The organism is Pseudomonas sp. NFACC25 (assembly GCF_900100935.1).
In the GTDB taxonomy this organism is placed as follows: domain Bacteria; phylum Pseudomonadota; class Gammaproteobacteria; order Pseudomonadales; family Pseudomonadaceae; genus Aquipseudomonas; species Aquipseudomonas marginalis.
The window spans coordinates 556,201-582,882 of the sequence record NZ_FMUC01000001.1; the positions used below are offsets into that span (position 1 = coordinate 556,201).

The window sequence follows — 26,682 nt, forward strand, 5'->3', positions numbered from 1 at the left end:
GCTCCTTAGAAGCCTAAACTGGATAACAGGTCATCTACGTCATCCTGACCTGACACAACGTCTTCACGTTTATCGGCATGAATCTGCGGACCTTCACCCTTGGCGAGATGTTTTTGTGGATCTTTTTCAGAGAGGATCGCTTCGCGGTCATGTTCGATGCCGGCAAAACGGTCGACCTGGCCGGCCATGAGTACCAATTTGAGCAGGTTGCTTTCCACTTCGGTGACCAACTGGGTCACACGCTTGATCACCTGACCGGTCAGGTCCTGATAATCCTGGGCGAGCAGAATGTCATTGAGGTTGCTGGAAACCATGCGGTTTTCCTGCTCGCTGCGTGACAAAAACCCTTCGACCCGACGGGCCAGCTCACGAAACTCTTCCGCACCGACTTCACGGCGCATGAAGCGGCCCCAGTCAACGCTCAGGGCGTGGGCTTCCGTGGCCATGCCGTTGACCAGGGGCGTGGCGTTTTCCACCAGGTCCATGGTGCGGTTGGCCGCCGCCTCGGTCAGCCTGACCACATAGGACAGGCGTTCGGTGGCGTCGGTGATCTGCGAAATCTCTTCGGCCTGGGGCATGTGCGGGTCAATCTGGAAATTGACGATCGCGCTGTGCAGCTCGCGTGTGAGCTTGCCCACTTCCTGGTACAGGCCTCGGTCACGGGTCTGGTTGAGCTCATGGATCAACTGCACCGCATCGCCGAACTGGCCTTTTTCAAGGCTGTCAACCAACTGGTGAGCATGCTTTTTCAGGGTCGACTCAAAGTCTCCCTGTGACGTTTCTTTATGCTCCATAGCTCCCCCGCGATGGCATCAGCCGTGGATGCGTTCGAAGATCTTTTCGATCTTCTCTTTCAAGGCCTGTGCAGTGAATGGTTTGACCACGTAACCGTTGACCCCGGCCTGGGCGGCTTCGATGATCTGTTCACGCTTGGCTTCGGCGGTCACCATCAACACGGGAAGGCTGCGCAATTTTTCGTCGGCACGCACGTGGCGCAACAAGTCGATACCGGTCATCCCCGGCATGTTCCAGTCCGTTACCAGAAAGTCGATGCTCCCGCTGTTGAGGATCGGAATCGCCGTCAGGCCGTCATCCGCCTCGACCGTGTTTGTGAACCCAAGGTCACGCAACAGGTTTTTTATGATCCGCCGCATCGTTGAGAAGTCATCAACGATGAGGATTTTCATGTTCTTGTCCAATTCGACCTCCAAGCAGTCTTAAACGCGCCCAGCACCTGGACGCGCCATTTCAATCAACAGGCATTACACAAAAAGGACTGCCAAGGGCACCACGGCCCGAGCCCGCGAAGGCCTATCACCTTCGCGGTATCGCTTTGCAATGCTCCCCACACTGCCTGTCAGCGCGCTCGCCACTCTCCCAGACGCCCCCGCAAGCGGGCCGCGCACTGGCTATGCAACTGGCTGACACGGGATTCGCTGACCCCCAGGACCTCACCGATTTCCTTGAGGTTCAGCTCTTCGTCGTAGTACAGCGCCAATACCAACCGCTCACGCTCCGGCAAGTTGGCAATGGCGTCCGCCAACGCACCCTGGAAACGCTCATCTTCCAGGTCACGGGACGGCTCCATATGCGCGCTCGCGCCGTCCTCGTGCAGCCCTTCGTGTTCGCCGTCCTGCAACAGGTCGTCGAAACTGAACAGGCGGCTGCCCAAGGTATCGTTCAAAATCCCGTAATAATCGTCGAGACTCAATTGGAGTTCGGCCGCAACTTCGTGATCTTTAGCGTCGCGACCGGTTTTTGCTTCAATTGCACGAATTGCGTCACTGACCATGCGTGTATTGCGGTGCACCGAACGCGGCGCCCAGTCACCCTTGCGCACTTCGTCGAGCATCGCGCCACGGATGCGGATCCCCGCATACGTCTCGAAGCTCGCGCCCTTGCTCGCGTCGTACTTGGTCGACACTTCGAGCAGGCCGATCATGCCCGCCTGGATCAGGTCTTCGACCTGGACGCTGGCGGGCAGGCGTGCCAGCAGGTGATAGGCGATGCGCTTGACCAGTGGCGCATAGCGCTCGATCAACTCGCCCTGGCTGTCACGGGCAGATTTCTTGTAAGCGTTATAGCCGTTCGCTGTCATAGCACCGGTCCTGCACTCGTCTGATGCACCAATCGCTCGACGAAAAACTCCAGATGCCCCCGAGGGTTGGCAGGCAACGGCCAGGTATCGACCTTCTGGGCAATAGCCTTGAACGCCAATGCGCACTTGGAACGAGGGAATGCTTCGTAGACTGCACGCTGCTTTTGCACAGCCTTGCGCACACACTCGTCGTAGGGAACTGCACCGACGTATTGTAAGGCGACATCGAGAAAGCGATCCGTGACCTTGGTCAACTTGGCGAACAGGTTGCGGCCTTCCTGCGGGCTCTGGGCCATGTTGGCCAGGACGCGGAAGCGGTTCATGCCGTAGTCACGGTTAAGCAGTTTGATCAGGGCGTAGGCGTCGGTGATCGAGGTGGGTTCATCGCAGACCACCAGCAAGACTTCCTGCGCCGCGCGCACGAAGCTGACCACGGACTCGCCGATCCCGGCGGCGGTGTCGATCACCAGCACGTCGAGGTTGTCGCCGATGTCACTGAATGCCTGGATCAGGCCGGCATGCTGCGCCGGGCTCAGGTGCACCATGCTCTGGGTACCGGAGGCGGCCGGCACGATGCGGATCCCGCCAGGGCCCTGGAGCAGCACGTCGCGCAGCTCACAGCGCCCCTCGATCACATCGGCCAGGGTATGTTTGGGCGTCAGTCCCAGCAGAACGTCGACGTTCGCCAGCCCCAGGTCAGCATCCAGCAGCATGACGCGACGGCCAAGCTCTGCCAGGGCCAGGGACAAATTCACTGACACGTTAGTTTTCCCGACGCCACCTTTGCCGCCGGTCACCGCGATCACCTGTACGGGATGCATGCTGCCCATTTTATTTCTTTACCTTGTCTTGCTTAGACGCAGGCTACATGGCTTGGCCGCGTGAGTCGCTTGCAGACCATCGATGTAGGTACATTTCACGGTGTTCATCGCACCTCAACCCACCCGTTTTGCAGGCTTGTGGTAAAGGTCGGCGAACATATCGGCCATCGCTTCCTCGCTAGGCTCTTCTTGCATTTGCACGCTGACGGCGCGGCTGACCAGTTGATGACGGCGCGGCAGATGCAAATCATCCGGGATCCGCGGCCCGTCGGTCAGGTAGGCAACCGGTAGTTCATGGCTGATAGCCAGGCTCAACACTTCGCCCAGGCTGGCGGTTTCATCCAGTTTAGTCAGGATGCAGCCGGCCAGACCGCAACGCTTGTAGCTATGGTACGCAGCGGTAAGAACCTGTTTCTGGCTGGTGGTTGCAAGCACCAGGTAATTTTTCGACTTGATGCCACGCCCCGCCAGGCTTTCCAGTTGCAGGCGCAACGCCGGATCGCTGGCCTGCAGGCCGGCGGTGTCGATCAGCACCACGCGCTTGCGCAGCAATGGATCGAGCGCGTTGGCCAGGGACTGGCCCGGGTCGACGTGGGTGACCGGTACATTGAGGATACGGCCCAGGGTCTTGAGCTGTTCCTGGGCGCCGATGCGATAGCTGTCCATGCTCACCAGCGCGATGTTGTTCGCGCCGTACTTGAGCACATAGCGCGCCGCCAGCTTGGCCAGGGTGGTGGTCTTGCCCATGCCGGCAGGGCCGACCATGGCGATCACACCGCCCTCTTCCAGGGGTTCGATTTCCGGGGTGGCGATCATCCGCGCCAGGTGGGCCAGCAACATGCGCCAGGCCTGGCGAGGCTCTTCGATTTCGGTGGTCAGGGCCAGCAGGTCGCGGGACAACGGGCCGGACAGGCCGATGCGTTGCAGGCGGCGCCACAGGTTGGCCTGGTGCGGTTTGCTGCCTTGCAGCTGGGTCCAGGCCAGCGAACCCAGTTGCACTTCCAGCAATTCGCGCAGGCCGTTGAGTTCAAAACGCATCGAGTCGAAGACGCGCTGGTCGACTGCGGCGGCCGGGGCTGGCGCGGCAGGACGCGGCGGTTCGATGAATGTTGGCTCAACCAGCGGCTCGGCGGCGGTCAGCGGCAGGCCGGCGAACAACTGGCGATTGGTGGAGGCATCGCTGTCGCCACGCATGCTCAGCTCAGCCTGGGCCGAGACGATGCGCGAAGCGGTCTTGCGCAGCTCGTCTTCGAGTTCCATGTTCGGCACACGCGGCGCCAATGCCGAGGGGGTGTAGTCCAGGGCAGCCGTCAGCTCGACACCGCCGGCAATACGACGATTACCGATAATCGCGGCATCGGCGCCCAGCTCATCGCGGACCAGTTTCATGGCCTGACGCATATCGGCGGCGAAAAAACGCTTAACTTGCATAACCCACTACCCTCAGCCGTTGGGCCCTACTGTCGCGACGATAGTCACTTGCTTGTTGTCAGGAATTTCCTGATAAGCCAAAACGTGCAAATTCGGTACTGCCAGACGTCCAAACCGCGACAACATCGCCCGGACAGGACCCGCCACCAGCAGAATCACCGGTTGGCCCTGCATTTCCTGGCGCTGTGCGGCGTCGATCAACGAACGCTGCAGTTTCTCAGCCATGCTTGGCTCCAGCAGAACGCCCTCTTCCTGGCCTTGTCCTGCCTTCTGAATACTATTGAGCAATATCTGTTCCAACCTTGGCTCCAAGGTGATCACAGGCAGCTCGGAGTCAAGCCCTACAATGCTTTGCACGATTGCGCGGGACAATCCGACACGCACCGCCGCCACCAGCGCGGCGGTATCTTGACTCTTGGCGGCATTGTTGGCGATAGCCTCGGCAATGCTGCGAATGTCGCGTACCGGCACCTGTTCGGCCAGCAGCGCCTGCAGCACCTTGAGCAGTTGCGACAACGACAGCACGCCCGGCACCAGCTCTTCTGCCAGTTTTGGCGAGGCCTTGCCCAGCAAGCCCATCAATTGCTGGACTTCTTCGTGGCCGATCAGCTCGTGGGAGTGCTTGTACAGGATCTGGTTGAGGTGGGTGGCGACCACGGTGCTGGCGTCCACCACGGTGTAGCCCAGGGACTGCGCCTGGCTGCGCTGGCTGATTTCGATCCACACCGCCTCCAGGCCAAAAGCCGGATCTTTGGCGGTAATGCCGTTGAGGCTGCCGAATACCTGGCCGGGGTTGATTGCCAGCTCGCGGTCCGGGTAGATCTCGGCTTCAGCCAGAATCACGCCCATCAGGGTCAGGCGGTAGGCACTCGGGGCCAGGTCGAGGTTGTCGCGGATATGCACGGTGGGCATCAGGAAGCCCAGGTCCTGGGACAGCTTCTTGCGCACGCCCTTGATCCGCGCGAGCAACTGGCCGCCCTGGTTGCGGTCCACCAGCGGAATCAAGCGGTAGCCGACTTCCAGGCCGATCATGTCGATCGGGGTCACGTCGTCCCAGCCCAACTCCTTGGTTTCCTGGGCGCGGGCCGGGGACGGCAGCAGTTCCTGCTGGCGGGCGATCTCTTGCTGGGCCTGGACCTTGACCGCATTCTGCTTTTTCCAGAACAGGTAGGCAGCGCCGCCGGCCAGGGCCGCCATGCTCAGGAACGACACATGGGGCATGCCCGGCACGATCCCCATGATCGCCATGATGCCGGCCGCCACAGCCAGGGCCTTGGGCGAGGCAAACATCTGGCGGCTGATCTGCTTGCCCATGTCTTCGGAGCCCGAAGCACGGGTCACCATGATGGCGGCAGCTGTAGATAACAACAGTGATGGCAATTGCGCCACTAAACCGTCACCGATGGTCAGCAGGGCGTACACCTTGCCCGCATCGCCGAAGGTCATGCCGTGCTGGAAGATCCCGACCGCCATGCCGCCGATCAGGTTGATGAACAGGATCAGCAGGCCGGCGATGGCGTCACCGCGCACGAATTTGCTGGCACCGTCCATGGAACCGTAGAACTCGGCTTCCTGGGCGACTTCCAAGCGGCGGGTCTTGGCCTGGTTCTGGTCGATCAGGCCGGCGTTGAGGTCGGCGTCGATAGCCATCTGCTTGCCGGGCATGGCGTCGAGGGTAAAGCGTGCGCTCACCTCGGAAATCCGTCCGGCGCCCTTGGTCACCACCACGAAGTTGATGATCATGAGGATCGCGAACACCACGATACCGACCACGTAGTTACCGCCGATCACCACCTCACCGAAAGCCTGGATCACCTTACCGGCAGCGGCGTGGCCGTCCTGGCCGTGGAGCATGACCACACGGGTGGACGCCACGTTCAGCGCCAGGCGCAACAGGGTTGCCACCAGCAGGATCGTCGGGAACACCGCGAAATCCAGCGGCCGCAAGGCGTAGACGCACACCAGCAGGACGACGACGGACAGGGCGATGTTGAAGGTGAAGAACACGTCCAGCAGGAACGGCGGCATCGGCAACATCATCATTGCCAGCATGACCAGCAACAACAACGGCACACCCAGATTGCCCCGCGAGAGGTCAGTCAGGGTGCCACGGGCCGTGCTGAACATTTGAGAGCGATCCACCACCGGTATTCCTCGTTTCCTTGAAGCAAACTTTTGACGCCGGGAGGCGTCCTGGAGGCGGTATTGCAAGAAGCCTTCCAACTTTGCTTTTGAGGAGGTGGATCGCTGCAGGCGCCCGAGTTCTATCGGATGTAAACACTCCAACTGTGGGAGGGGACAAGTCCCCTCCCACAGTCGACTCTTTTTGTACATCCATTGCCGACAGCGAAACTAGCGCCCGCGGGCTAGCTCACAGTTTTAACTTCAGTTGCCTGCAGCCCCTTGGGACCGTTGGCAAGCACGTATTCGACCTTTTGGTTTTCATCCAGGCTTTTGAAACCGCCGGAAACGATCCCCGAGTAATGCACAAATACATCTTCAGAACCGTCGTCCGGCTTGATGAAACCAAACCCCTTTTCTGCGTTGAACCACTTTACGATGCCGGTTGCCATTAACCTTCTCCACCCTGCTTGTTTTAAGACCTGAGCCTTATCAAACGCGCTGGAAATAAGATTGACTACTGTCAAAGTTGACAGGTAGACGGCAGTTAGTGACGAGTGGTAGGAGGTCAAGAATCGCGACGCAACTCCGGCGGGATCGGCAGATCCTTGAGCGGATCCGGGCGCTTGCCCTTGCCCGCGCGGTATTGGCGAATCTGATAGACATACGCCAACACCTGGGCCACGGCCAGGTACAACCCCGCCGGGATTTCCTGATCAAGGTCGGTGGAGTAGAAGATCGACCGCGCCAGCTCCGGCGACTCCAGCAGCAGGATGTCGTGGGCCACGGCGATTTCGCGGATTTTCAACGCGGTAAAGTCGCTGCCCTTGGCCAGCAGCATCGGCGCGCCGCCCTTCTCCGGGTCGTACTTGAGGGCCACGGCGTAGTGGGTCGGGTTGGTGATGACCACGTCGGCGTCGGGCACCGAGGCCATCATCTTGCGCTGGGACATTTCCCGCTGCAGCTGGCGGATGCGTTGCTTGACCTCGGGGCGGCCTTCCTGGTCCTTGTGCTCGTCGCGCACTTCCTGCTTGGTCATCAGCAGTTTCTTGTGGCTTTCCCACAACTGGATCGGCGCATCCACCGCCGCGATGATGATCAGCCCGGCAGCCATCCACAGCGCACTCCAGCCCACCACCTGCACGCTGTGGATGATCGCCGACTCCAGCGGCTCATGGGCGATGCGCAGCAGGTCATCGATGTCGGACGACAACACCATCAGCGCCACGAACAGAATCAGGATGAACTTGGCCAGGGCCTTGAGCAGCTCCACCAGGGCCTTGGCGGAAAACATGCGCTTGAGACCGGCCGCAGGGTTCATGCGGCTGAACTTGGGCGCCATGCTGCCGGCGGCGAACAGCCAGCCACCGAGGGCGACCGGGCCGATCAGTGCGGCCAGCAGCAAGGTGATCAGGATCGGCTGCACCGCCAATATCGCGATCTTGCCCGAGTGCAGCAGGTATTGGCCCATGGAGCCGGGGTTGAGCAGCACATCGCGGGGCAAGGTGAAGTTGTGCTTCATCAGCTCCATCAGGTCCAGCGCCAGGCCGCCGCCATAGATCAGCAAGGCACCGGCTCCGGCCATCATGGTCGCAACGGTATTGAGTTCCTTGGAACGGGCAATCTCGCCCTTTTCCCTGGAGTCCTTTTTACGTTTCTCCGTGGGGTCTTCTGTCTTGTCCTGACCACTCTCGCTCTCGGCCATGGCTCAGCGCGCCCGTGCCAGATCACGTAGGAACTGCAAGGCGTCGGTCGCCAGCGGTTGATACTGATTGAGAATGTCAGCCAGGCCGACCCAGAAAATCCCCATGCCCAGCACCAGGGTCAAGGGGAAACCAATGGAGAAAATGTTCAGCTGTGGCGCCGCGCGGGTCATGACGCCAAACGCGATGTTGACCACCAGCAGCGCGGTGATCGCCGGCAATACCAGCAACAGCGAGGCGCCAAGCACCCAGCCGAGGCGCCCGACCACTTCCCAGAAGTGATTGACCACCAGCCCGGAGCCCACCGGTAAGGTGGTAAAGCTTTCGGTCAACACCTCGAACGCCACCAGGTGACCGTTCATGGCCAGGAACAGCAGGGTCACCAGCATGGTCAGGAATTGCCCGATCACCGCCGCCGACACGCCGTTGGTAGGGTCGACCATAGAGGCGAAGCCCATGCCCATCTGGATCGAGATGATTTGCCCGGCAATCACAAACGCCTGGAAGAACAGTTGCAGGGAAAAACCCAGCATGGCGCCGATCAGGATCTGTTCGGCGATCAGCATCAGGGCGCTGAGGTCCAGGGCATTCACCGGCGGCATGGGCGGCAAGCCCGGCACCAGCACCACGGTAATGGCCACGGCGAAATACAGGCGCACCCGGCGTGGAACCAGGGTCGTGCCGAACACCGGCATGGCCATCAGCATGGCCGTCACCCGGAACAACGGCAGGATGAACGAGGCCACCCACGTGCTGATCTGGGTGTCGGTCAATGCCAGCAAGGACTGCATCGGGTCAGCCGATCAACTGCGGAATACTGCCGTACAGCTGCAGGATGTATTCCATGAAGGTTTGCACCAGCCACGGGCCGGCGACAATCAGGGTGATCAGCATCACCAGCAGGCGCGGCAGGAAACTCAAGGTCTGTTCGTTGATCTGGGTCGCGGCCTGGAACATCGCCACCAGCAGGCCCACCAACAGGCTCGGCACCACCAGCACGGCAACCATCACGGTGGTCAGCCACAGTGCTTCACGGAACAGGTCGACGGCGACTTCTGGGGTCATGCTGCTTCACCTAACACATCACACCCCTCCGAAACTGCCGGCCAACGTGCCGATAATCAGCGCCCAGCCGTCCACCAGCACAAACAGCATGATCTTGAACGGCAATGAAATAATCAGCGGCGACAGCATCATCATCCCCATGGCCATCAGCACGCTCGCCACCACCAGGTCGATGATCAGGAACGGGATAAAGATCATGAAGCCGATCTGGAACGCGGTCTTCAGTTCCGAGGTGACGAACGCCGGCACCAGGATGGTCAGCGGCGCCTGGTCCGGAGTCGCGATGTCGGTACGCTTGGACAGGCGCATGAACAGCTCAAGGTCGCTGGAACGGGTCTGCGACAGCATGAAATCCTTGATCGGGCCCTGGGCCTTGTCGATCGCATCCTGGGCAGTCATTTTTTCGGCCAGGTACGGCTGCAGGGCTTGCTGGTTCACCTTGTCGAACACCGGCGCCATGATGAACATCGTCAAGAACAACGCCATGCCGGTGAGGATCTGGTTCGACGGTGTCTGCTGCAGGCCCAGGGCCTGACGCAGGATCGAGAACACAATGATGATCCGCGTAAAGCTGGTCATCAGCATGACAAACGCCGGGATAAAGCTCAGCGCGGTCATGATCAGCAGGATCTGCAGGCTGACCGAATACTCCTGGGCCCCCGCCGCGTTGGTACCCAGCGTAATCGCCGGGATCGACAACGGGTCGGCGGCCAGCGCCAATGGCGTGGCCAGCAACAGCATGAGCGTCAATAAAACGCGCATTACTTCTTATCCTTCTGATCCTTGCCCAGCAATTCCATCAGGCGCTGGGCGAATTCTGGCGTGGCGGGCTGGGATTGGGTAGTTGGCACCGGGGTCTTGAGCACATGCAGCGGCGTGATTCGGCCGGGGGTAATGCCCAGCAGGATCTGTTCCTCGCCCACTTGCACCAGCACCAGCCGGTCACGCGGGCCGAGGGCGCGCGAGCCGATCATTTCGATGACCTGGGCATTGCCCGGACCGATGCTCTGCACGCGCCGCATCAGCCAGGCCAACACGAAGATCAAGCCGACCACCAGCAACAGGCCCAGCACCAACTGCGTCAGTTGCCCGCCAACGCTGCCGCCGACGGGTGCAGCGGCAACCTGGGCTACCGGCTCCGCCGCCCACGCCGCCAATGGCAGCGCGGCGAACAGTCCCACCATCAGCCGTTTCATATCAGCGCAACTTCTTGATGCGTTCGCTTGGGCTGATCACGTCGGTCAGGCGGATGCCGAACTTTTCGTTGACCACCACCACTTCGCCGTGGGCGATCAGGGTGCCGTTGACCAGCACGTCCAGCGGCTCACCGGCCAGGCGATCCAGCTCGATCACCGAGCCCTGGTTGAGTTGCAGCAGGTTACGGATGTTGATGTCGGTGCTGCCCACTTCCATGGAGATCGACACCGGGATGTCGAGGATCACGTCCAGGTTCGGCCCATCGAGGGTCACCGGGTCGTTGTTCTTCGGCACGCTGCCGAACTCTTCCATGGGCAGGCGATTACCCGCTGGTGCTGTGGCGGCATCAGCGGCCAGCAGTGCGTCGATATCGTCCTGGCCGACATCGCCGGTTTCTTCCAGGGCCGCAGCCCACTCGTCAGCCAGGGCCTGGTCTTCGGCGGAAGTGTTTTCGTGTTCGGTAGCCATTACATGTCCTCGGCGGAGCAAACATTCATAAATAGGGATCAGCGACGGTTGATCGGCTCAACCACTTGCAAAGCGAGGTTGCCCTTGTGAGACCCCAGCTTGACCTTGAACGACGGCACGCCGTTGGCGCGCATGATCATTTCGTCCGGCAACTCGACCGGGATAATGTCCCCCGGCTGCATGTGCAAAATATCCCGCAGGCGCAACTGGCGCCGGGCCACGGTAGCGCTCAGCGGCACGTCGACATCCAGCAGGTCTTCGCGCAGGGCCTTGACCCAGCGTTCGTCCTGGTCGTCCAGGTCGGACTGGAAACCGGCGTCGAGCATTTCGCGCACCGGCTCGATCATCGAATACGGCATGGTCACGTGCAGGTCGCCGCCACCGCCATCGAGCTCGATGTGGAACGTGGACACCACAATGGCCTCGCTCGGCCCGACGATGTTGGCCATGGCCGGGTTCACTTCCGAGTTGATGTACTCGAAATTGACTTCCATGATCGCCTGCCAGGCTTCCTTCAAGTCAATGAAGGCCTGCTCCAGCACCATGCGCACCACGCGCAATTCGGTAGGGGTGAATTCACGGCCTTCGATCTTGGCGTGACGGCCGTCACCGCCGAAGAAGTTGTCCACCAGCTTGAACACCAGCTTGGCGTCGAGGATGAACAGCGCGGTACCGCGCAATGGCTTGATCTTGACCAGGTTGAGGCTGGTGGGCACGTACAGCGAGTGCACGTACTCGCCGAACTTCATCACTTGCACGCCGCCCACCGCCACGTCCGCCGAGCGGCGCAGCATGTTGAACATGCTGATCCGGGTGTAACGGGCGAAACGTTCGTTGATCATCTCAAGGGTCGGCATGCGTCCACGGACGATGCGATCCTGGCTGGTCAGGTCATAACTTTTGACGCTGCCGGGCTCGGCAGCCATTTCAGTCTGTACCAGACCGTCGTCGACGCCATGCAACAGCGCGTCGATTTCATCCTGGGACAGCAGGTCCTGCACGGCCATGGGGTGATCCTACTGCAATACGAAATTAGTGAAGAGCGCCTGCTCGATCACGACTTTGCCGAGCTCCTTCTGGGCCACTTCCTGCACGCTGGCAGTGACCTTCTGGCGCAGCATTTCCTGGCCCACCGGGGTGGCCAGGGTGTCGAAACTCTGCCCGGAGAACAGCATCACCAGGTTGTTGCGGATCACCGGCATATGCACCTTGAGGGCATCCAGGTCCGACTGGTTACGCGCCAGCAAGGTGATGCTCACCTGCAGGTAGCGTTGACGACCGTTCTGGTTGAAGTTGGCGACAAAGGCCGGAAGCATCGGCTCGAAGATCGCCGGTTGCTTGGCGTTAGTGGCGGTTTCGGCGGCAGGTGCCGGCTTGCTGGCACTGCTGTGCATGATGTACCAAGTGCCGCCCACCGAGGCGCCGATGGCCAGGAGCAGGCCCACGACAATCATCAGGATAAGCTTGAGCTTGCCTTTGCCTGCGGGTGCGGGTGCTTTTGCTGCGTCGTCGCTCTTCGCCATGCCAATAATCCGTCACTATTCGGGGATTCATAGATCTACGGAAAGGCAAGAGCAAGTGTTATGCCAGAGTTGTCTGGCTGAGCGCAGACAGAGGAACGCCACAAAAAAATGTGGAAGGGGGGGGGGGGGGCTGTGGGGGGGGGCTTGCTCACCGACAATGGGACTGCTACGCAGTCCAGCGCGGGGCAAGCCCGCTCACCACAGCAAGCCCGCTCACCACAGCAACCCCACTCACCACAGCAAGCCAGCTCACCACAGCAAGCCTACCCACCACAGCAAGTCCGCTCCCACATTTTGTCCTATGCCAGACTCACATCAGGCGTAGTAGTCGACGGCGCTGGAGCCGATCACCGTCGAAGTCACGGGCGCCACGGCTTCGGCCACTTCAATGTGGCTGCCGCTGTCGCCGCTGTCGCCACTCCGCCCGCTGCGACTAACGCCCCCCGTCTGCGCCTGCTGTTGCTGCTGCTCCTGGCCACGGGACTGGTCGGACACGTTCACATCCACCTGGCCCATGCCCTGCTGGGCGAACATCTCGCGCAAGCGACCGGACTGGCTTTCCAGGGCTTCACGCACCACCGGGTGGGCGCTCATGAAGTTGACCTGGGCCTGCTGGTCGGCGGTCATGTTGACCTTGATGTCCAGGCGCCCGAGCTCAGCCGGTTGCAACTGGATCTCCGCCGACTTGAGGTTGGCGCTGGAGAGGTACATCACACGGTTGACGATCTCGTCGGTCCAGCCGCTCTGGTGCATGGCCAGCGGCGCATTCGTCACCGGCGGCAAGGCATTCGCGGTTTTCGGCGTGGCCGCCTGGGTCAATGCGGCCAGGCGGTTGGCGAAGTCATCGACGCGGGTGTCGCTGCTGGCCTCTTTCAAGTCCTTGAGGCCGCCTTCGATCAAGCCGCTGAAGGCCTTGTCGCCACCCTGGTCCGTACTGTCCTTGGTGGCTTGCTGGTCGACCATAGTGGCCAGGCCGGCGGCAAAGTTCTGGGCGGCGGTTGGCTGGTCCTGGGTGGTCGTCGGGGCGGTTTTGGCCGGTGCCTGGCTGCTGGCCGACACGTGCCCGCCCTGCTCCATTGCCAGGCGTACGGCCGGCATGGCGTCCAGGGGATCGGCCTCAGGGTCGAAGGCCGGCGTGGCGTCCTCGGTCGCTGCGATTGGCGCCGCAACCACGGGTGCGGCCTTGTCATCCTTGGCAGCGGCTGCGGGGACCGGGGTTTCCACCGGCACCGGCACCACCACCGGGGTGACCGTGGCAATCAATGCCGGGTCGACCACCGGGTCCACGGGAGGCTGCTGCGCCAGGGCCGGATCCACAGGTGCAGCGTCATCCTTGCTGGCAGTGTCGTCGGACGATGCCGCAGGCTTGGCAGGCAAGGTATTGCCGCTATCGGCAACCGCTGGCGTGGCGGCGGCAGGTTTGTCGTTGCCCGCCGCAGGCTTGGCGCTGGCATCGGCAGGCTTGTCCCGCGTGGGCTTGGCCGAGTTGTCATCAGCCTTGACCGTGGGTTTGGAACCCTGGCTGGCGAACACCTGAGCGAAGCCAGGGCCCTTGTCCCGTGGGTCCGCAGCCACTGCCGGTGGATTGACGGCAGGCGCTTGAGGCTTGGCCGCAGGGGCAGCCTGGAGAAGCGAATTCGGGGCGACTGGCATAGGTAAAGGTCTCCACTGCATGGGGATCGGGGATGCAGTATCAGGAGGTAGAGCAAGAGTCGGGCCAGGTTTTCACACGGATGGAATCAAATCTGGAACCGCTGCCGCTCCGACTCATACATCGGCTTCACCAAGGCAAACTCATGATCGATCTGGTCCACCAGCGCCCCCAGGTCCGCCGCGGCCTCAGCGGACTCCGCCTCCAAGCGCTGGCACAGGTGCGCCAACCGCACTGCGCCGAGGTTGCCACTGCTGCCCTTGAAGCTATGGGCGATACGCCCCAGTGCCTTGGCGTCGTCCCGCGCCTTGCGCAGCGCTTCGACGCGTTTCTGGGAGTCATCGAGGAAGGTATCGAGCAACTTGGGATACTCGCCTTCCATGACCTCCTGCAAACCCGACAACACGTCCGGGTCCATATGAATCTCAGCCACTTGCTCGCTCCTTGATCAAGAATCGGCGGATTATGCCAGAGCCCCCCAGCAAAACTCTACGCAGACACTGCGTCCGCCGTCGGACCAGCGCACCTGGCTGCTCAGTTGACGCACCAGGCTCAGGCCTCGACCGGACAGGCCGTCGATGTCCAGCGGCCGGGCCAGCACCTGCTCCACGTCAAACCCTGGCCCACTGTCTTCAAGGCGCAGGGTCATCTTGCCGCCCGCCTCGGTGGGCACCACCTGCACATGCACGCGCACATAGCCACTGCTCAACTGCGCCAGGCGGTCATTGCGCTGGCGGTAATACTCGGCAAAACCCTGGGCATCGCGCTTGAGCCGCGAGTCCAGGCCCAGCACGCCATGTTCCAGCGCATTGGAATACAACTCGGCCATGACGCTGTAGAGCGCCCCGCTCTGCTCGCGCAGCCCCTGGATCTCCAGCAGCAGTTGCAGCAGGTAGGGCAAGGGGTTGTAACGCTTGAGGGTTTCGGCCCGAAATTCGAAACTCACCGACCAATCGAGCGGGCATGTCTGGCCGCTGTCGGCATACAGCAGCCCGGTCGCACGCAGCGGCTGCCCGGGTTGCAGGATGATTTCCACCAGACTGACATCGTCCCGCGCCTCCCCGCGAAAAGCCGCCAGGGCGCGCTCGATGTCGTCGAAGAGCCGGTCGGGCTCACGGTTGGCGGCAAACACCTGCTGCAAGCGCTCGACGCCAAACAGCTGGTCATTGGCGTCGGCGGTGTCCAGCACACCATCGGAGAGCAGGAACACGCGGTCACCCAGCGCCATGGGCCAGACCTCGGTGCGATCATCAAACGCCTCCGCCGACAGCACCCCCAACGGCAAATGCCGCGGCTGCAGCGGCGTGCGCCTGCCGCTGGCGACTTCATGCACATAGCCTTCGGGCATGCCGCCGTTCCACACCTCCACCACCCGCCGCTGCGTGCTCAGGCACAGCAGGGTGGCGCAGCAGAACATGTCCACCGGCAGGATGCGCTTGAGCTTGGCATTCATCTCCCGCAGGATCTGCGCCAGGCCGTAGCCCTTGGCAGTCATGCCGTAGAACACTTCCGCCAGGGGCATGGCGCCCACCGCCGCCGGCAGGCCATGGCCGGTGAAATCGCCGAGCAGCACGTGCATGTCGCCCGACGGCGTATACGCCGCCAGCAGCAGGTCGCCGTTGAACAGCGCATAGGGCGATTGCAGGTAGCGGATATTCGGCGCCGCGTTAATGCAGCCGGAATGGGCGACTTTATCGAACACCGCCTTGGCCACCCGCTGCTCATGCAGCAAGTGGTCATGGTGCCTGGCGATCTGGTCGCGCTGCTGCAGCATCGTCGCCTGCAGCCGGCGCAGGCGGTCCATGGCGTTGATCTTGGCCGCCAGGATCAACTGGTTATAGGGCTTGGGCAGGAAATCATCGCCGCCGGCATCCAGGCACTCGGCCAGGGCGGCACTCTCGCGCAGGGACGTGAGGAAGATGATCGGCACCAGCTCCTCCCCCGCCAACTGCTTGATCCACCGCGCGGCGGTCAGGCCATCCATCACGGGCATGATCGCGTCCATCAACACCAGTTGCGGACGCTCGCGCGCGAATAGCTCAACGGCCTCCTCGCCATTGGTTGCAGTGAGCACCTGGTGCCCCTGGCGTCGCACAATGGTCGATAGCAACAGCAGGTCGGCGGCACTGTCTTCGGCGATCAGGATCGTCAGCGGCTCAACCGCGGGGGCCAGGGCGCTCAATTGATGTCGAACAATTTGTCGAAGTTGGAGATGGCGAGGATCTTGCGCACATCGGAGTTGGTGTTGATCACCTGGACCTCCGACTCCTCGCCGCCGGCATGGTCCCTCAACAGCAGGAGCATGCCCAGGGCCGAACTGTCCATGTAAGTGGTTTCCTTCAGGTCGACCACATACGACTCAGGCACCTTGTAGAAACGCTCGTAAGCCTCACGAAACGCCTGGTGGCTGCTGAAATCGAACCGACCCTTGATTGCGATCGTCAACTTCTTCCCGTCCAGGGATACTTCTGACTCAATTGACATGCGACTGCTTCCTTGTCATAGGCATAGACACAAGGTGTAGCAGGCGAATGGGATACCAGCAACACAGCAGATCAAATGTGGCAGGCGGGCAACCGTCAGTATTGTGATTGGCGCGGCAGGCGCTGGGACAATTCGTCGAGCAATTTCTGCTCGCGCTTGTCTTCCAATGCCCGCGCTTCGTCGATGTAGCGCTGCACCAGTTTGCGCAGGCCCTCGACGCGGGCGAAGGCTTGCTGCCAGCTCTCGCGGGCCTTGTCGAGGTTGTTCTGGTGCCAGGCCAGGCTTTGGCGCTGCTGGCCGACGGCCGTCTCGAGCTGATTGAGAAAGCCCTGGTAACCCATCAGCCATTGCCCCGACACACCTTGGGTGCCGCGTTCGATCCATTGCTGCTGGTACTCGCCACGAAAACGCTCCAGGTCGCCCAGCTTGCTTTCCGCCAAGCGCACCTGGCCCTGGAAATACCCCAGGCGCTGGACCGCGGTTTTCTCGGCCTTTTCGGCCATGTCGACCACCGGGGCCAGGCGCGCAGCGCGGCTGTTGGCCATGGCTTAGCCGCCCGGCGCAGGAGCGAAGATCGAACCCAGGTGCGCTTCGCTTTCACCCATGCTGATCTTGTCGTTGAGGCCCTGGCGCAAGTAGGTCACCAACTGCGGTTGCAGGGCGATCGCCAGGTCGGTGTCGCGGTCGCCGCCGGCCACGTAGGCACCGACGCTGATCAAGTCGCGGCTCTGTTGATAACGCGACCACAGCTGCTTGAACTGCTGCGCGCGGGCCATATGCTCCGGCGTGACCACCGCCGGCATGACCCGGCTGATGGACGCTTCGATGTCGATGGCCGGGTAGTGCCCCTCCTCCGCCAGACGCCGCGACAGCACGATGTGGCCGTCGAGCACACCCCGCGCCGAGTCGGCGATGGGATCCTGCTGGTCATCGCCTTCGGACAATACGGTGTAGAACGCGGTGATCGAGCCGCCACCGGCCTCGGCATTACCGGCGCGCTCCACCAGTTTGGGCAGCTTGGCGAACACCGACGGCGGATAGCCCTTGGTGGCCGGGGGCTCGCCGATGGCCAGGGCGATTTCCCGCTGGGCCTGGGCGAAACGGGTGAGCGAGTCCATCAGCAACAGGACGTTCTTGCCCTTGTCGCGAAAATATTCGGCGATGCGTGTGCAGTACATGGCCGCGCGCAGACGCATCAGCGGTGCATCGTCCGCCGGCGACGCAACGACGACCGAACGCTTGAGGCCTTCTTCGCCGAGGCTGTGTTCGATGAACTCCTTCACCTCGCGGCCCCGCTCGCCGATCAGGCCCACCACGATGATGTCGGCCTCGGTAAAGCGCGTCATCATGCCGAGCAACACCGACTTACCCACCCCCGTACCCGCGAACAGGCCCAGACGCTGGCCGCGGCCGACCGTCAATAAACCGTTGATGCTGCGAATCCCCACGTCCAGCGGCACACTGATGGGGTTGCGGTTGAGCGGGTTGATGGTGGGGCCGTCCATCGGCACCCAGTCTTCGGCTTTCATGCCGCCCTTGCCGTCCAGTGCGCGACCGGCGCCGTCCAGCACCCGGCCGAGCATGCTCATGCCCATGGGCAGGCGGCCGGTGTCGGCCAGGGGCACCACACGGGCGCCGGGGGCGATGCCGGCCAGGCTGCCGACGGGCATGAGGAAAATCTTGTTGCCGGAAAAACCCATCACTTCGGCTTCGACCTGCACCGGATGGTAGCTGTCGTCGTTGATCACCATGCAGCGGCTGCCCATGGCGGCCCGCAGGCCCTCGGCTTCGAGGGTCAGGCCGACCATGCGCAACAGGCGCCCTTCGAGGATTGGCTGGCCGGGCAATTCGGTGGCCTCGGCATAGCCGCCCAGGCGCTTGGCGAAGCTGGTGCGATCAAGGCGCATCGGGGGCGTCCAGGTCCACGCTCAGGTCCGGTTCGGCCGGGTTCAGCGCCTGCTCGTGTTGTTGATCAAGCAGCTTGGCCATGATCTGGCTGATGCGGGTTTCCACCGTGGCATCGATGCGGCTGTGCTCGGTCTCGACCCGGCAACCGCCGGGCTGCAGCGCCGCATCTTCGACGATGCGCCAGGTTTCTTCATGGCGCTCGCGCATCGCTTTGACCTGTTCGAAGTCCTGCGGGTTGATGTACAGCCGCACATTACCGACGCCCAGGGGCAACAACTTGAGGGCTTCGCGCATCACGCTTTCGATCTGGCTGGAATCCAGCACCAGTTCGCGCTGGATCACCTGGCGGGTGATGTGCTGTACCAGGCCGACCATGGATTTTTCGATCTGCGAATCCTGCTCGGCGATGGGCGCGAACAGGTTGCCCATCAGGCGCTCCAGGCTGGCCAGCTTGACGCTCAGCGCCGCCTCGGCCTCCTGGCGCACCTTGAGGGTAGTGCTGCGAAAACCGTCTTTCTCGCCAGCGGCGAAGCCTTCGTTGTAGGCCTCCTGACGGATGCTTTCCAACTCTTCCAGGGTCAGTGGCTGGACTTCCTCCAGCGGCACTTCTTCCATTTCCACCGGCGGCTCTTCGACCGGTTCCGGCTCGGGCTCGGGCACATGCGGATCGAAGCTGGGCAACGACCAGATGTCGAACCCACCGACGTCCCGTGCGCGAATCAGATCGCTGGGCGCCTCATCTTTGTTCGACATGGGGAGCGCCTTAGATCATTTCTTCGCCGCCCTTCCCACCGAGAACGATTTCTCCGGCTTCGGCCATACGGCGGGCAATGGTGAGGATTTCTTTCTGCGCGGTTTCCACGTCGCTGACGCGCACCGGACCCTTGGCTTCCAGGTCGTCGCGCAACAGCTCGGAGGCACGCTTGGACATGTTCTTGAAGATCTTCTCCTTGACGCCTTCGTCCGAGCCCTTGAGGGCCAGTACCAGCACGTCGGAGGACACTTCGCGCAGCAACGCCTGGATGCCACGGTCGTCGACATCGGAGAGGTTGTTGAACACGAACATGAGGTCTTCGATCTGGCCGGACAGGGTGTCGTCGATCTCGCGGATCGAGTCCATCAACTGGCCTTCGACCGAGCTGTCGAGGAAGTTCATGATGTCGGCCGCGCGCTTGATACCACCCAGGGTGGTGCGCGAGGCGTTCGAGTTGCCCGAGAACTGTTTCTCGAGAATCGTGTTGAGTTCCTTCAGGGCCGCCGGCTGCACGGTGTTCAGCGACGACACGCGCAGGATGATGTCCAGGCGCACCTTATGGTCGAAGTGGCCGAGGACTTCACCGGCCTGGTCCGGGTCGAGGTAGGCCACCACGATTGCCTGGATCTGCGGGTGCTCGTAGCGGATCACGTCGGCGACCGCGCGCGGTTCCATCCACTTGAGGCTGTCCAGGCCACTGGTGTTGCCGCCCAGCAGGATGCGGTCGATCAGGCCGTTGGCCTTGTCTTCGCCCAGGGCCGAGGTGAGCATCTTGCGGATGTAGCTGTCGGAGCCGACGCCCAGGCTGGTCTGGTCGCCGACGATCTCGACGAACTCGCTCATCACCTGTTCGACTTGCTCGCGGTGCACATTGCGCATTTGCGCCATGGCCACGCCCACCCGCTGGACCTCTTTGGGGCCCATGTGGCGCAGCACTTGGGCGGCGTCGGTTTCCCCCAGGGACAGCAGCAGGACTGCGGCTTTGTCGACCCGGGAGAGCTTGGCAACAGCGGCTCGATCACTCATCTGCGTTAATCCACTCTTTCACGACCTGGGCCACACGGCCCGGGTCTTCTGCTACCAGACTTTTGATTGCGTTCAACTGCGCGTCATAGCCTTCGCTCGGGCTCGGCAACAGGATGCTTTGCGGGCCGCCGAGGCTGACGCGGTCGTTGGCCAGTTCGCCGTCCAGGCCGCCCATTCCACCCAACTCGACATCGCTGCCACCGAAGGCCGCCAGTTGTTTCTTGCCGTTGCCGGTGATGTTGTTGAGCACCGGGCGCAGCACGCCGAACACCAGCACCAGGATGAACAACACACCCAGCACTTGCTTGACGATGTCCCAGAACCACGGCTGGGTGTAGAACGCCGCTTCGGCGATCACTTCGCCACGCTCGGCGGAGAACGGCATGTTGATCACGCTGACGCTGTCACCCCGACTGGCGTCAAAACCAACGGCGTCCTGCACCAGGCGTGTGAAGCGCGCCAATTCGTCGGCGCTCCACGGTGCACGCGTTACAGCACCGTCAGCGGCGTTGACCTTGACCTGGTCATCCACCACCACCGACACCGACAGGCGATTGACGCGACCCTGCTGCTGCTTGGTGTGGCTGATGGAACGGTCGAGTTCGAAGTTCTTGGTGGACTGGTTACGCTTGTCCGCCGGGTACGGCGCGAGCATCGGCTGGCCGGTGGCCGGGTCCATGATCTGCTGGCCGTTGGCATCCAACAATGGCTGGCCAGGCTGGATCGCGCCCGCGGTGGCTGCGGCGCCACCGGTGGTTTGCGGCGCCGAAGCCGGGGCCGGCGGCTGGTTGCTCAGGGCACCGGGCACACCTTGCGGGCCATTGCTGGCGGTACGTTGTTCGCTGGTCGATTGCTCACTGCGCAGGGCCGGCTGGTCCGGGTTGAACTGCTCGGAGGTCGACTCGACGGCGCTGAAGTCCACGTCGGCAGACACTTCCGCCTTGTAGCGGTCATTGCCCAGCACCGGTTGCAGGATGTTGTGCACACGCTGGGTGAGCATGCTTTCCATGCGGCGGCTGTAGTCGAACTGCTTGCCGGCCTGGGTCAGCGCGGAGTTTTCGGCCATGTCGGAGAGCAGGTTGCCCTTCTGGTCGACCACGGTGATCTGCGACTTGCTCAGTTCGGGAACGCTGGTGGCCACCAGGTTGATGATCGCCATGACCTGGCCAGGCTCCAGGGAGCGGCCGGAAAACAGTTCGACCAATACCGACGCACTTGGCTTGCGCTCATCGCGCACAAACACCGAGCTTTTCGGAATCGCCAGGTGCACGCGGGCACCCTTGACGTTGTTCAGGCTGGAAATGGTGCGCGCCAGCTCGCCTTCAAGGCCACGACGGTAGCGGGTGGCTTCCATGAACTGGCTGGTCCCCAGGCCCTGGTCCTTGTCGAGGATCTCGAAACCGATATTGCTGTCGGACGGGGTCACGCCGGCGGCAGCCAGCTTCATGCGCGCACGGGCCACATCGTCGGCCTTGACCAGCAGGGCGCCGGAGTTGGGCTCCACGGTGTAGGCAATGTCGGCGGCGGCGAGGGTTTCCATGATCTGCTTGGAATCCATGCCCGCCAGGCTGCCGTACAACGGCCGGTAATCGGGTTGCTGCGACCACAACACCACGGCGAAACCAATCGCCACGCTGGCAGCCAGGCCGACCATCAGGCCCACCTGACGCAGCATGGTCATTTCCGAGAGGTTTTCCAGGAACGACAGGCCAAACAGCGGCGGCTTGCCGTCTGTCTTGGCGGGTACGTTGTCGGAGACTGCTTCTGCCATGACTTAAATCTCGCCCTTAAACCGGCATCTGCATGATGTCTTGATAGGCCTGAACCAGCTTGTTACGCACTTGGGTCAGGGCCTGGAAGGAAACGCTGGCCTTTTGCGAGGCGACCATCACATCGGTGAGGTCCACGCCGCTTTTGCCGATCTCGAACGCATTGGCCAACTGGCTGGAAGCTTGCTGGGTATCACTGACTTTGTTGATGGCCTGGCCGAGCATGTCGGCAAAGCTGCTTTGGCCCAATTCCGGCGCTGGCGCGACGGATTTCGGTTGAGCCATGGCATCCATCTGCATGGCGCGCATATCCAACATCAACCGATTGAACTCAATACCCTGGCTCATGACCTTCTCTCTCCAACCTGCAATTTTTTGACACTACGCAGCGATTACTAGGGGAGGTAGCAACAAGGGTGCCAGATCCGCATCAGCTCGTAAGAAAAGGCGACAAACATTGTCGACCTTCTTACCGGTTACGTGGCGAATAGATACGCTTCCACATCCATTCCGGCGTCACGCATCTGCGCCAGCTTGTAGCGCAGGGTGCGCGGGCTGATGCCCAGGCGCTCGGCGGCCTCTTTGCGCCGACCGCGCTCGGCGCGCAGGGTGTCGATGATCATCTGGAATTCGCGGCGACGCAGGTCGTCGCCCAGGGCACCGGCAGACTCAGCCTCTGCAACCACCGGCGCGGGCGCCAACGAGGGCAATGGCGCCGCACCAGTGCCCATGGCCAGGCAGAAATCCTGGGGCTGGATCAGGCCGCCCTGCTGCAGGATCAGCGCGCGCTGGATGGCGTTATCCAATTCCCGCACGTTGCCGGGCCATGGATAACTGATCAGGCAGGCCTGGGCTTGCGCCGACAGCCGCGCCTGGGCGTGCTTCATTTTTTTGACGTGGTTGTTCAGCAGGCGCTCGGCCAGCGGAATGATATCTGCCGGGCGTTCACGCAGCGGGCGCCAGGCCAGGGGGAACACCGAAAGCCGATAGAACAGGTCTTCCCGGAAGCGCCCCGCCGCCACTTCGCCGGCGAGGTCACGATTGGTGGTGGCGACCACACGGATGTCCAACTGGATCGGCTTGCGCGCACCCACCCGCTCCACTTCGCGCTCTTGCAGCACCCGCAGCAACTTGGCTTGCAGGCCCAGGGGCATTTCCGAGATCTCATCCAGCAAAATCGTGCCGCCATCGGCCTGTTCGAACTTGCCCGCCTGGGCCGCGATGGCCCCGGTGAACGAACCTTTTTCATGACCGAACAGGGTGGCTTCAAGCATGTTGTCGGGGATCGCCGCGCAGTTGATGGCGATAAACGGTTGCTGGGCGCGGGTCGACTGCTGGTGGATATAACGGGCCAGCACCTCTTTACCGGTGCCGGACTCGCCGGAGATCAGCACGGTGGAGTCACTGCGCGCCACACGGGCTGCCAACTCGAGCAATTGTGCACTGGCCGGCTCGAAGGCGATCGGGCCCTCGCCTTCGTTGGCCGGGATTACCCCCAGGGCGTGACGGGCCACCAGTTCGATCAGGGCTTTAGGCTCGAAGGGCTTGACCAGGTAATCCGCGGCGCCCTGACGCATCGCGTCCACGGCACGTTCCACCGCACCGTGGGCGGTCATCAGCAACACCGGCAGCTGCGGCTGGCGCGCACGCAGCAGGCCGAGCAACTGGTGGCCGTCCATGCCGGGCATGTTCACGTCGCTGACCACCAGGCTGAAGGCTTCCTGCTCCACCGCGTCCAAGGCGTCCTCGGCAGAACCGACCGCCCGGTAGTCATGGCCCGCCAACAACAGCGTGTCAGCCAATGCTTCACGCAGGGCGCGATCGTCTTCCACCAACAGAACCTTGATAGCCATATCCTTACTCCGCGCTTGCCGCGCATGAAAACAGCGGCAAGGTCATCAATGCACAGGTGCCACGCCCAACGCGGGAATGCAGCTGCAATTCTCCCTGATGGGCACGCGCCACCGCCTTGACCACGGTCAGGCCCAGGCCCGTACCGTTGGCCTTGGTGGTGAAAAAGGGTTCACCCAGGCGCTTGAGCACCACCGGGTCGATGCCGCTGCCGCTGTCGCTGATGCACAGGCGCAGGGTTTGTCCGCGGTTGTACAGGTGCACCTTGAGCCGCGCGCCGGGGCCGCTGGCCTGGGTGGCGTTTTCGATCAGGTTGAGCAGCGAGCCCACCAGGGTATCGCGGTTGCAGAGCAGCTCGCCGAGGTGACTGTCGCACTGCCAGCGCACGTGCACGTCCTGGATATGGGCAGCGGCCGCCGCTTGCAGGGCCTGCATCAGCTGGGCCGGCGTCACGCGGTCGGTCAGCGGCAATTCGCCGCGGGCAAATACCAGCATGTCGCGGACCTGGTGCTCCAATTCATGCAGGCGCTCCTTCAGGCGCCCGGCAAAGCGCTGGTGCGTGGCGGCGGGCAATTGCTCATCAGTCAAATGACTGGCGTAGATCAACGCAGCCGACAACGGCGTACGGATCTGATGCGCCAACGAAGCGACCATCCGCCCCAACGAGGACAAACGCTCATGGCGCGCCAACTGGTCTTGCAGATGACGGGTTTCAGTCAGGTCGTTAAGCAGCACCAACTGGCCCGGCTCCGCATCCAGGGAACGGGTGGCGATGGACAGGCGGCGCCCGTCCTTCAGGGAGATTTCGTGGCCATCGTCCTCACGCGGCGCAAAGCAGCGGGTGATGACATGGCGCCACAGCTCGCCTTCCAGCGGCAGACCGAGCATGTCGCAGGCCGCCGGGTTGGCTTCACGCACGCGGCCTTCTTCATCGATGACGATCACGCCACCGGGCAACAGCGACAACAGGTTTTGCAGACGATTGGCCAGGCGCTCTTTCTCGGCCAACTCTGCCATGCGCTGGGCGCTGACCACGGCCAGTTCGCCTTTCAGCTCGGAGACCCGGGCTTCCAGCAGGCTGTAGGAGTCGGTCAGCTGGCTCGACATCTGGCTGAACTGCGAGAACGCCTGTTCAAGACCCTGGCGGGTCGGCGGCTCGACAGGCGGAACCAGCCCCTGGATGGCAGGGGCCGAAGATAGTTGGGCGGCGTGGGGCATGATGCTCTCTCGCTTGGCTGACCGTCAGTTAAACGGAACGTTGCGAGGGCTGTAGCAATAGTTGTGCCGAAAAAAAACCGCTGAAATATCAGCGGCTTGGAAAACAGGCGTCAATCATCTGCCTGTTCATCACCTTCTTTGCGGCTCATTCCGTACTTGCGCATCTTCTCCACCAGGGTGGTTCGACGGATGCGCAGGCGCTCGGCGGCACGGGCGACGATGCCGTTGGCGTCGTCCAAGGCCTGCTGGATCAACCCCTGCTCGAGGTTGCCGAGGTAGTCTTTCAAGTCCAGGCCTTCGGGCGGCAGCATGGCGGTGGAGCCGAAGTCCGGGGTGTGGCCGTTGATGGCAACCCGTTCTTCCATGTCGCTGCGCAGGCTGTCGACCAGTTGCTCATCTTCGTCGTCGACGTAGCGGAATTTCTTCGGCAGCTCGACCACGCCGATCACACCGTAGGGATGCATGATCGCCATGCGCTCCACCAGGTTGGCCAGCTCCCGGACGTTGCCCGGCCAGCCATGGCGGCACAGGGACATGATCGCGGCCGAGTTGAAGCGGATCGAACCGCGCTTTTCGTGCTCCATGCGCGAGATCAGTTCGTTCATCAGCAGCGGGATATCTTCCACGCGCTCACGCAGCGGGGCCATCTCGATCGGGAATACGTTGAGGCGGTAGTACAGGTCTTCGCGGAAGCTGCCGACCTCGATCATGCTTTCGAGGTTCTTGTGGGTCGCGGCGATGATGCGCACGTCGACGCTCTGGGTCTTGTTACTGCCCACGCGCTCGAAGGTGCGCTCCTGCAAGACGCGCAGCAGCTTGACCTGCATCGGCAACGGCATGTCGCCGATTTCGTCGAGGAACAGGGTGCCGCCGTTGGCCAGCTCGAAACGCCCGGCACGGCTGGTGATCGCCCCGGTAAAGGCGCCCTTCTCGTGGCCGAACAATTCGCTTTCGAGCAGCTCTGCCGGGATCGCTCCGCAGTTGACCGGCACAAAAGGCCCGTCGCGGCGCTTGGAGTGGTAGTGCAGGTTGCGCGCGACCACTTCCTTGCCGGTGCCCGACTCGCCGAGGATCAGCACGCTGGCGTCGGTATCGGCCACCTGCTGCATCATCTGGCGCACGTGCTGGATGGCACGGCTGGTGCCGACCAGACTGCGGAACAGGTTGGGTTCGCGGTGGCGACCGCGCTCGCGGGCCTGGTCGTACATCTCGCGATAGACCTGGGCACGGTGCAGGGAATCGAGCAGTTTGCTGTAGCTGGGGGGCATTTCCAGGGTGGAAAGCACACGACGGCGCTGGTCTTCGGGCAGGTCGACAGAAGAAATATCGCCTATTAGCAACACCGGAAGGAACTCATCCCAGGTTGACAGTGTCTTTAACAAGCCCAAAACAGCGCCAGGAGCGTTTACCGTCCCGATCAGCACACAGATGACTTCACGGCTCGATGACAATGAGCTGACTACCTGCTGCCAGTCATGGCTGCCGCAGGGCAGATTTTCTTCGCCAAGAAAATTCAAAATCACCGCTAAATCGCGGCGGCGGACGCTATCGTCATCGATCAGCAGAATTTTGGTTTCACGCCACATGCAATAGC

28 protein-coding genes are annotated in these 26,682 nt (G+C 62.2%); all 28 read right to left on the reverse strand.

Features of this window, described 5'->3' with window-relative positions:
* Positions 1-5: 5 nt before the first annotated feature.
* Complete coding sequence (locus BLQ09_RS02655; RefSeq protein WP_027603869.1) at positions 6-794, reverse strand: protein phosphatase CheZ; 789 nt, start codon at positions 792-794, stop codon at positions 6-8.
* 18 nt (positions 795-812) lie between these two features.
* The gene (locus BLQ09_RS02660; protein ID WP_160385018.1) at positions 813-1,187 is read right to left on the reverse strand and encodes a chemotaxis response regulator CheY; all 375 of its coding nucleotides are present in this window, start codon (positions 1,185-1,187) and stop codon (positions 813-815) included.
* A gap of 170 nt (positions 1,188-1,357) precedes the next feature.
* Positions 1,358-2,098 (reverse strand): RNA polymerase sigma factor FliA, encoded by a 741-nt coding sequence (gene fliA, locus BLQ09_RS02665; RefSeq protein ID WP_015885174.1) that lies wholly within the window; start codon positions 2,096-2,098, stop codon positions 1,358-1,360.
* Positions 2,095-2,928, reverse strand: coding sequence for a flagellar synthesis regulator FleN (fleN, locus tag BLQ09_RS02670; RefSeq protein WP_003192912.1), 834 nt, complete (start codon positions 2,926-2,928; stop codon positions 2,095-2,097). Before fleN ends, fliA begins: the two co-directional genes overlap by 4 nt.
* A 105-nt stretch (positions 2,929-3,033) precedes the next feature.
* Complete coding sequence (gene flhF, locus BLQ09_RS02675; protein ID WP_027603868.1) at positions 3,034-4,350, reverse strand: flagellar biosynthesis GTPase FlhF; 1,317 nt, start codon at positions 4,348-4,350, stop codon at positions 3,034-3,036.
* 12 nt (positions 4,351-4,362) lie between these two features.
* Entirely contained in the window at positions 4,363-6,477 is a 2,115-nt protein-coding gene (flhA, locus tag BLQ09_RS02680; protein WP_222935394.1) for a flagellar biosynthesis protein FlhA, read from the reverse strand.
* A gap of 239 nt (positions 6,478-6,716) precedes the next feature.
* Complete coding sequence (locus BLQ09_RS02685) at positions 6,717-6,923, reverse strand: cold-shock protein (RefSeq protein WP_027603866.1); 207 nt, start codon at positions 6,921-6,923, stop codon at positions 6,717-6,719.
* Positions 6,924-7,039: 116 nt separating this feature from the next.
* Positions 7,040-8,176: a flagellar biosynthesis protein FlhB gene (gene flhB / locus BLQ09_RS02690; RefSeq protein ID WP_027603865.1), complete on the reverse strand. Its 1,137-nt coding sequence runs from the start codon at positions 8,174-8,176 to the stop codon at positions 7,040-7,042.
* 3 nt (positions 8,177-8,179) lie between these two features.
* Positions 8,180-8,965: a flagellar biosynthetic protein FliR gene (fliR, locus tag BLQ09_RS02695; protein WP_092355178.1), complete on the reverse strand. Its 786-nt coding sequence runs from the start codon at positions 8,963-8,965 to the stop codon at positions 8,180-8,182.
* Positions 8,966-8,969: 4 nt separating this feature from the next.
* Complete coding sequence (gene fliQ / locus BLQ09_RS02700; RefSeq protein ID WP_027603863.1) at positions 8,970-9,239, reverse strand: flagellar biosynthesis protein FliQ; 270 nt, start codon at positions 9,237-9,239, stop codon at positions 8,970-8,972.
* 18 nt (positions 9,240-9,257) lie between these two features.
* Entirely contained in the window at positions 9,258-10,001 is a 744-nt protein-coding gene (gene fliP, locus BLQ09_RS02705; protein ID WP_027603862.1) for a flagellar type III secretion system pore protein FliP, read from the reverse strand.
* Complete coding sequence (gene fliO / locus BLQ09_RS02710; RefSeq protein ID WP_065940556.1) at positions 10,001-10,435, reverse strand: flagellar biosynthetic protein FliO; 435 nt, start codon at positions 10,433-10,435, stop codon at positions 10,001-10,003. Before fliO ends, fliP begins: the two co-directional genes overlap by 1 nt.
* Before the next feature lies 1 nt (position 10,436).
* Entirely contained in the window at positions 10,437-10,904 is a 468-nt protein-coding gene (gene fliN, locus BLQ09_RS02715) for a flagellar motor switch protein FliN (RefSeq protein ID WP_027603860.1), read from the reverse strand.
* A gap of 38 nt (positions 10,905-10,942) precedes the next feature.
* Positions 10,943-11,911 (reverse strand): flagellar motor switch protein FliM, encoded by a 969-nt coding sequence (fliM, locus tag BLQ09_RS02720; RefSeq protein WP_027603859.1) that lies wholly within the window; start codon positions 11,909-11,911, stop codon positions 10,943-10,945.
* 9 nt (positions 11,912-11,920) lie between these two features.
* A complete protein-coding gene (fliL, locus tag BLQ09_RS02725) occupies positions 11,921-12,427 on the reverse strand; it encodes a flagellar basal body-associated protein FliL (RefSeq protein ID WP_065924962.1) in 507 nt (168 codons plus the stop codon).
* A 315-nt stretch (positions 12,428-12,742) separates the two neighbouring features.
* Entirely contained in the window at positions 12,743-14,080 is a 1,338-nt protein-coding gene (locus BLQ09_RS02730) for a flagellar hook-length control protein FliK (RefSeq protein WP_092355181.1), read from the reverse strand.
* A gap of 86 nt (positions 14,081-14,166) precedes the next feature.
* Positions 14,167-14,511 (reverse strand): Hpt domain-containing protein, encoded by a 345-nt coding sequence (locus BLQ09_RS02735; RefSeq protein ID WP_065940558.1) that lies wholly within the window; start codon positions 14,509-14,511, stop codon positions 14,167-14,169.
* Between the two features lie 30 nt (positions 14,512-14,541).
* Entirely contained in the window at positions 14,542-16,260 is a 1,719-nt protein-coding gene (locus tag BLQ09_RS02740; RefSeq protein ID WP_092355184.1) for an ATP-binding SpoIIE family protein phosphatase, read from the reverse strand.
* Entirely contained in the window at positions 16,257-16,562 is a 306-nt protein-coding gene (locus BLQ09_RS02745; protein ID WP_027603854.1) for an STAS domain-containing protein, read from the reverse strand. Before BLQ09_RS02745 ends, BLQ09_RS02740 begins: the two co-directional genes overlap by 4 nt.
* Positions 16,563-16,657: 95 nt before the next feature.
* Positions 16,658-17,107 carry a flagellar export protein FliJ gene (gene fliJ / locus BLQ09_RS02750; protein WP_027603853.1) on the reverse strand — a complete coding sequence of 150 codons (450 nt, stop codon included), beginning with the start codon at positions 17,105-17,107 and terminating at the stop codon, positions 16,658-16,660.
* Between the two features lie 3 nt (positions 17,108-17,110).
* Positions 17,111-18,469, reverse strand: coding sequence for a flagellar protein export ATPase FliI (gene fliI, locus BLQ09_RS02755; RefSeq protein ID WP_027603852.1), 1,359 nt, complete (start codon positions 18,467-18,469; stop codon positions 17,111-17,113).
* Complete coding sequence (fliH, locus tag BLQ09_RS02760; RefSeq protein ID WP_027603851.1) at positions 18,459-19,223, reverse strand: flagellar assembly protein FliH; 765 nt, start codon at positions 19,221-19,223, stop codon at positions 18,459-18,461. The genes fliI and fliH overlap by 11 nt, the downstream gene beginning before the upstream one ends.
* Before the next feature lie 10 nt (positions 19,224-19,233).
* Positions 19,234-20,250, reverse strand: a complete 1,017-nt coding sequence (gene fliG / locus BLQ09_RS02765) for a flagellar motor switch protein FliG (protein WP_017527617.1) — start codon at positions 20,248-20,250, stop codon at positions 19,234-19,236.
* Positions 20,243-22,021, reverse strand: coding sequence for a flagellar basal-body MS-ring/collar protein FliF (gene fliF / locus BLQ09_RS02770; protein ID WP_027603850.1), 1,779 nt, complete (start codon positions 22,019-22,021; stop codon positions 20,243-20,245). The genes fliG and fliF overlap by 8 nt, the downstream gene beginning before the upstream one ends.
* A gap of 16 nt (positions 22,022-22,037) precedes the next feature.
* The gene (fliE, locus tag BLQ09_RS02775; RefSeq protein WP_010208741.1) at positions 22,038-22,367 is read right to left on the reverse strand and encodes a flagellar hook-basal body complex protein FliE; all 330 of its coding nucleotides are present in this window, start codon (positions 22,365-22,367) and stop codon (positions 22,038-22,040) included.
* 128 nt (positions 22,368-22,495) lie between these two features.
* On the reverse strand, positions 22,496-23,872 hold the full coding sequence (locus BLQ09_RS02780; RefSeq protein ID WP_027603849.1) for a sigma-54-dependent transcriptional regulator: 1,377 nt from the start codon (positions 23,870-23,872) through the stop codon (positions 22,496-22,498).
* Positions 23,873-23,876: 4 nt separating this feature from the next.
* Positions 23,877-25,088 carry a sensor histidine kinase gene (locus tag BLQ09_RS02785; RefSeq protein WP_092355188.1) on the reverse strand — a complete coding sequence of 404 codons (1,212 nt, stop codon included), beginning with the start codon at positions 25,086-25,088 and terminating at the stop codon, positions 23,877-23,879.
* 110 nt (positions 25,089-25,198) lie between these two features.
* Positions 25,199-26,674 (reverse strand): sigma-54 dependent transcriptional regulator, encoded by a 1,476-nt coding sequence (locus tag BLQ09_RS02790; protein ID WP_027603847.1) that lies wholly within the window; start codon positions 26,672-26,674, stop codon positions 25,199-25,201.
* Positions 26,675-26,682 lie beyond the last annotated feature (8 nt).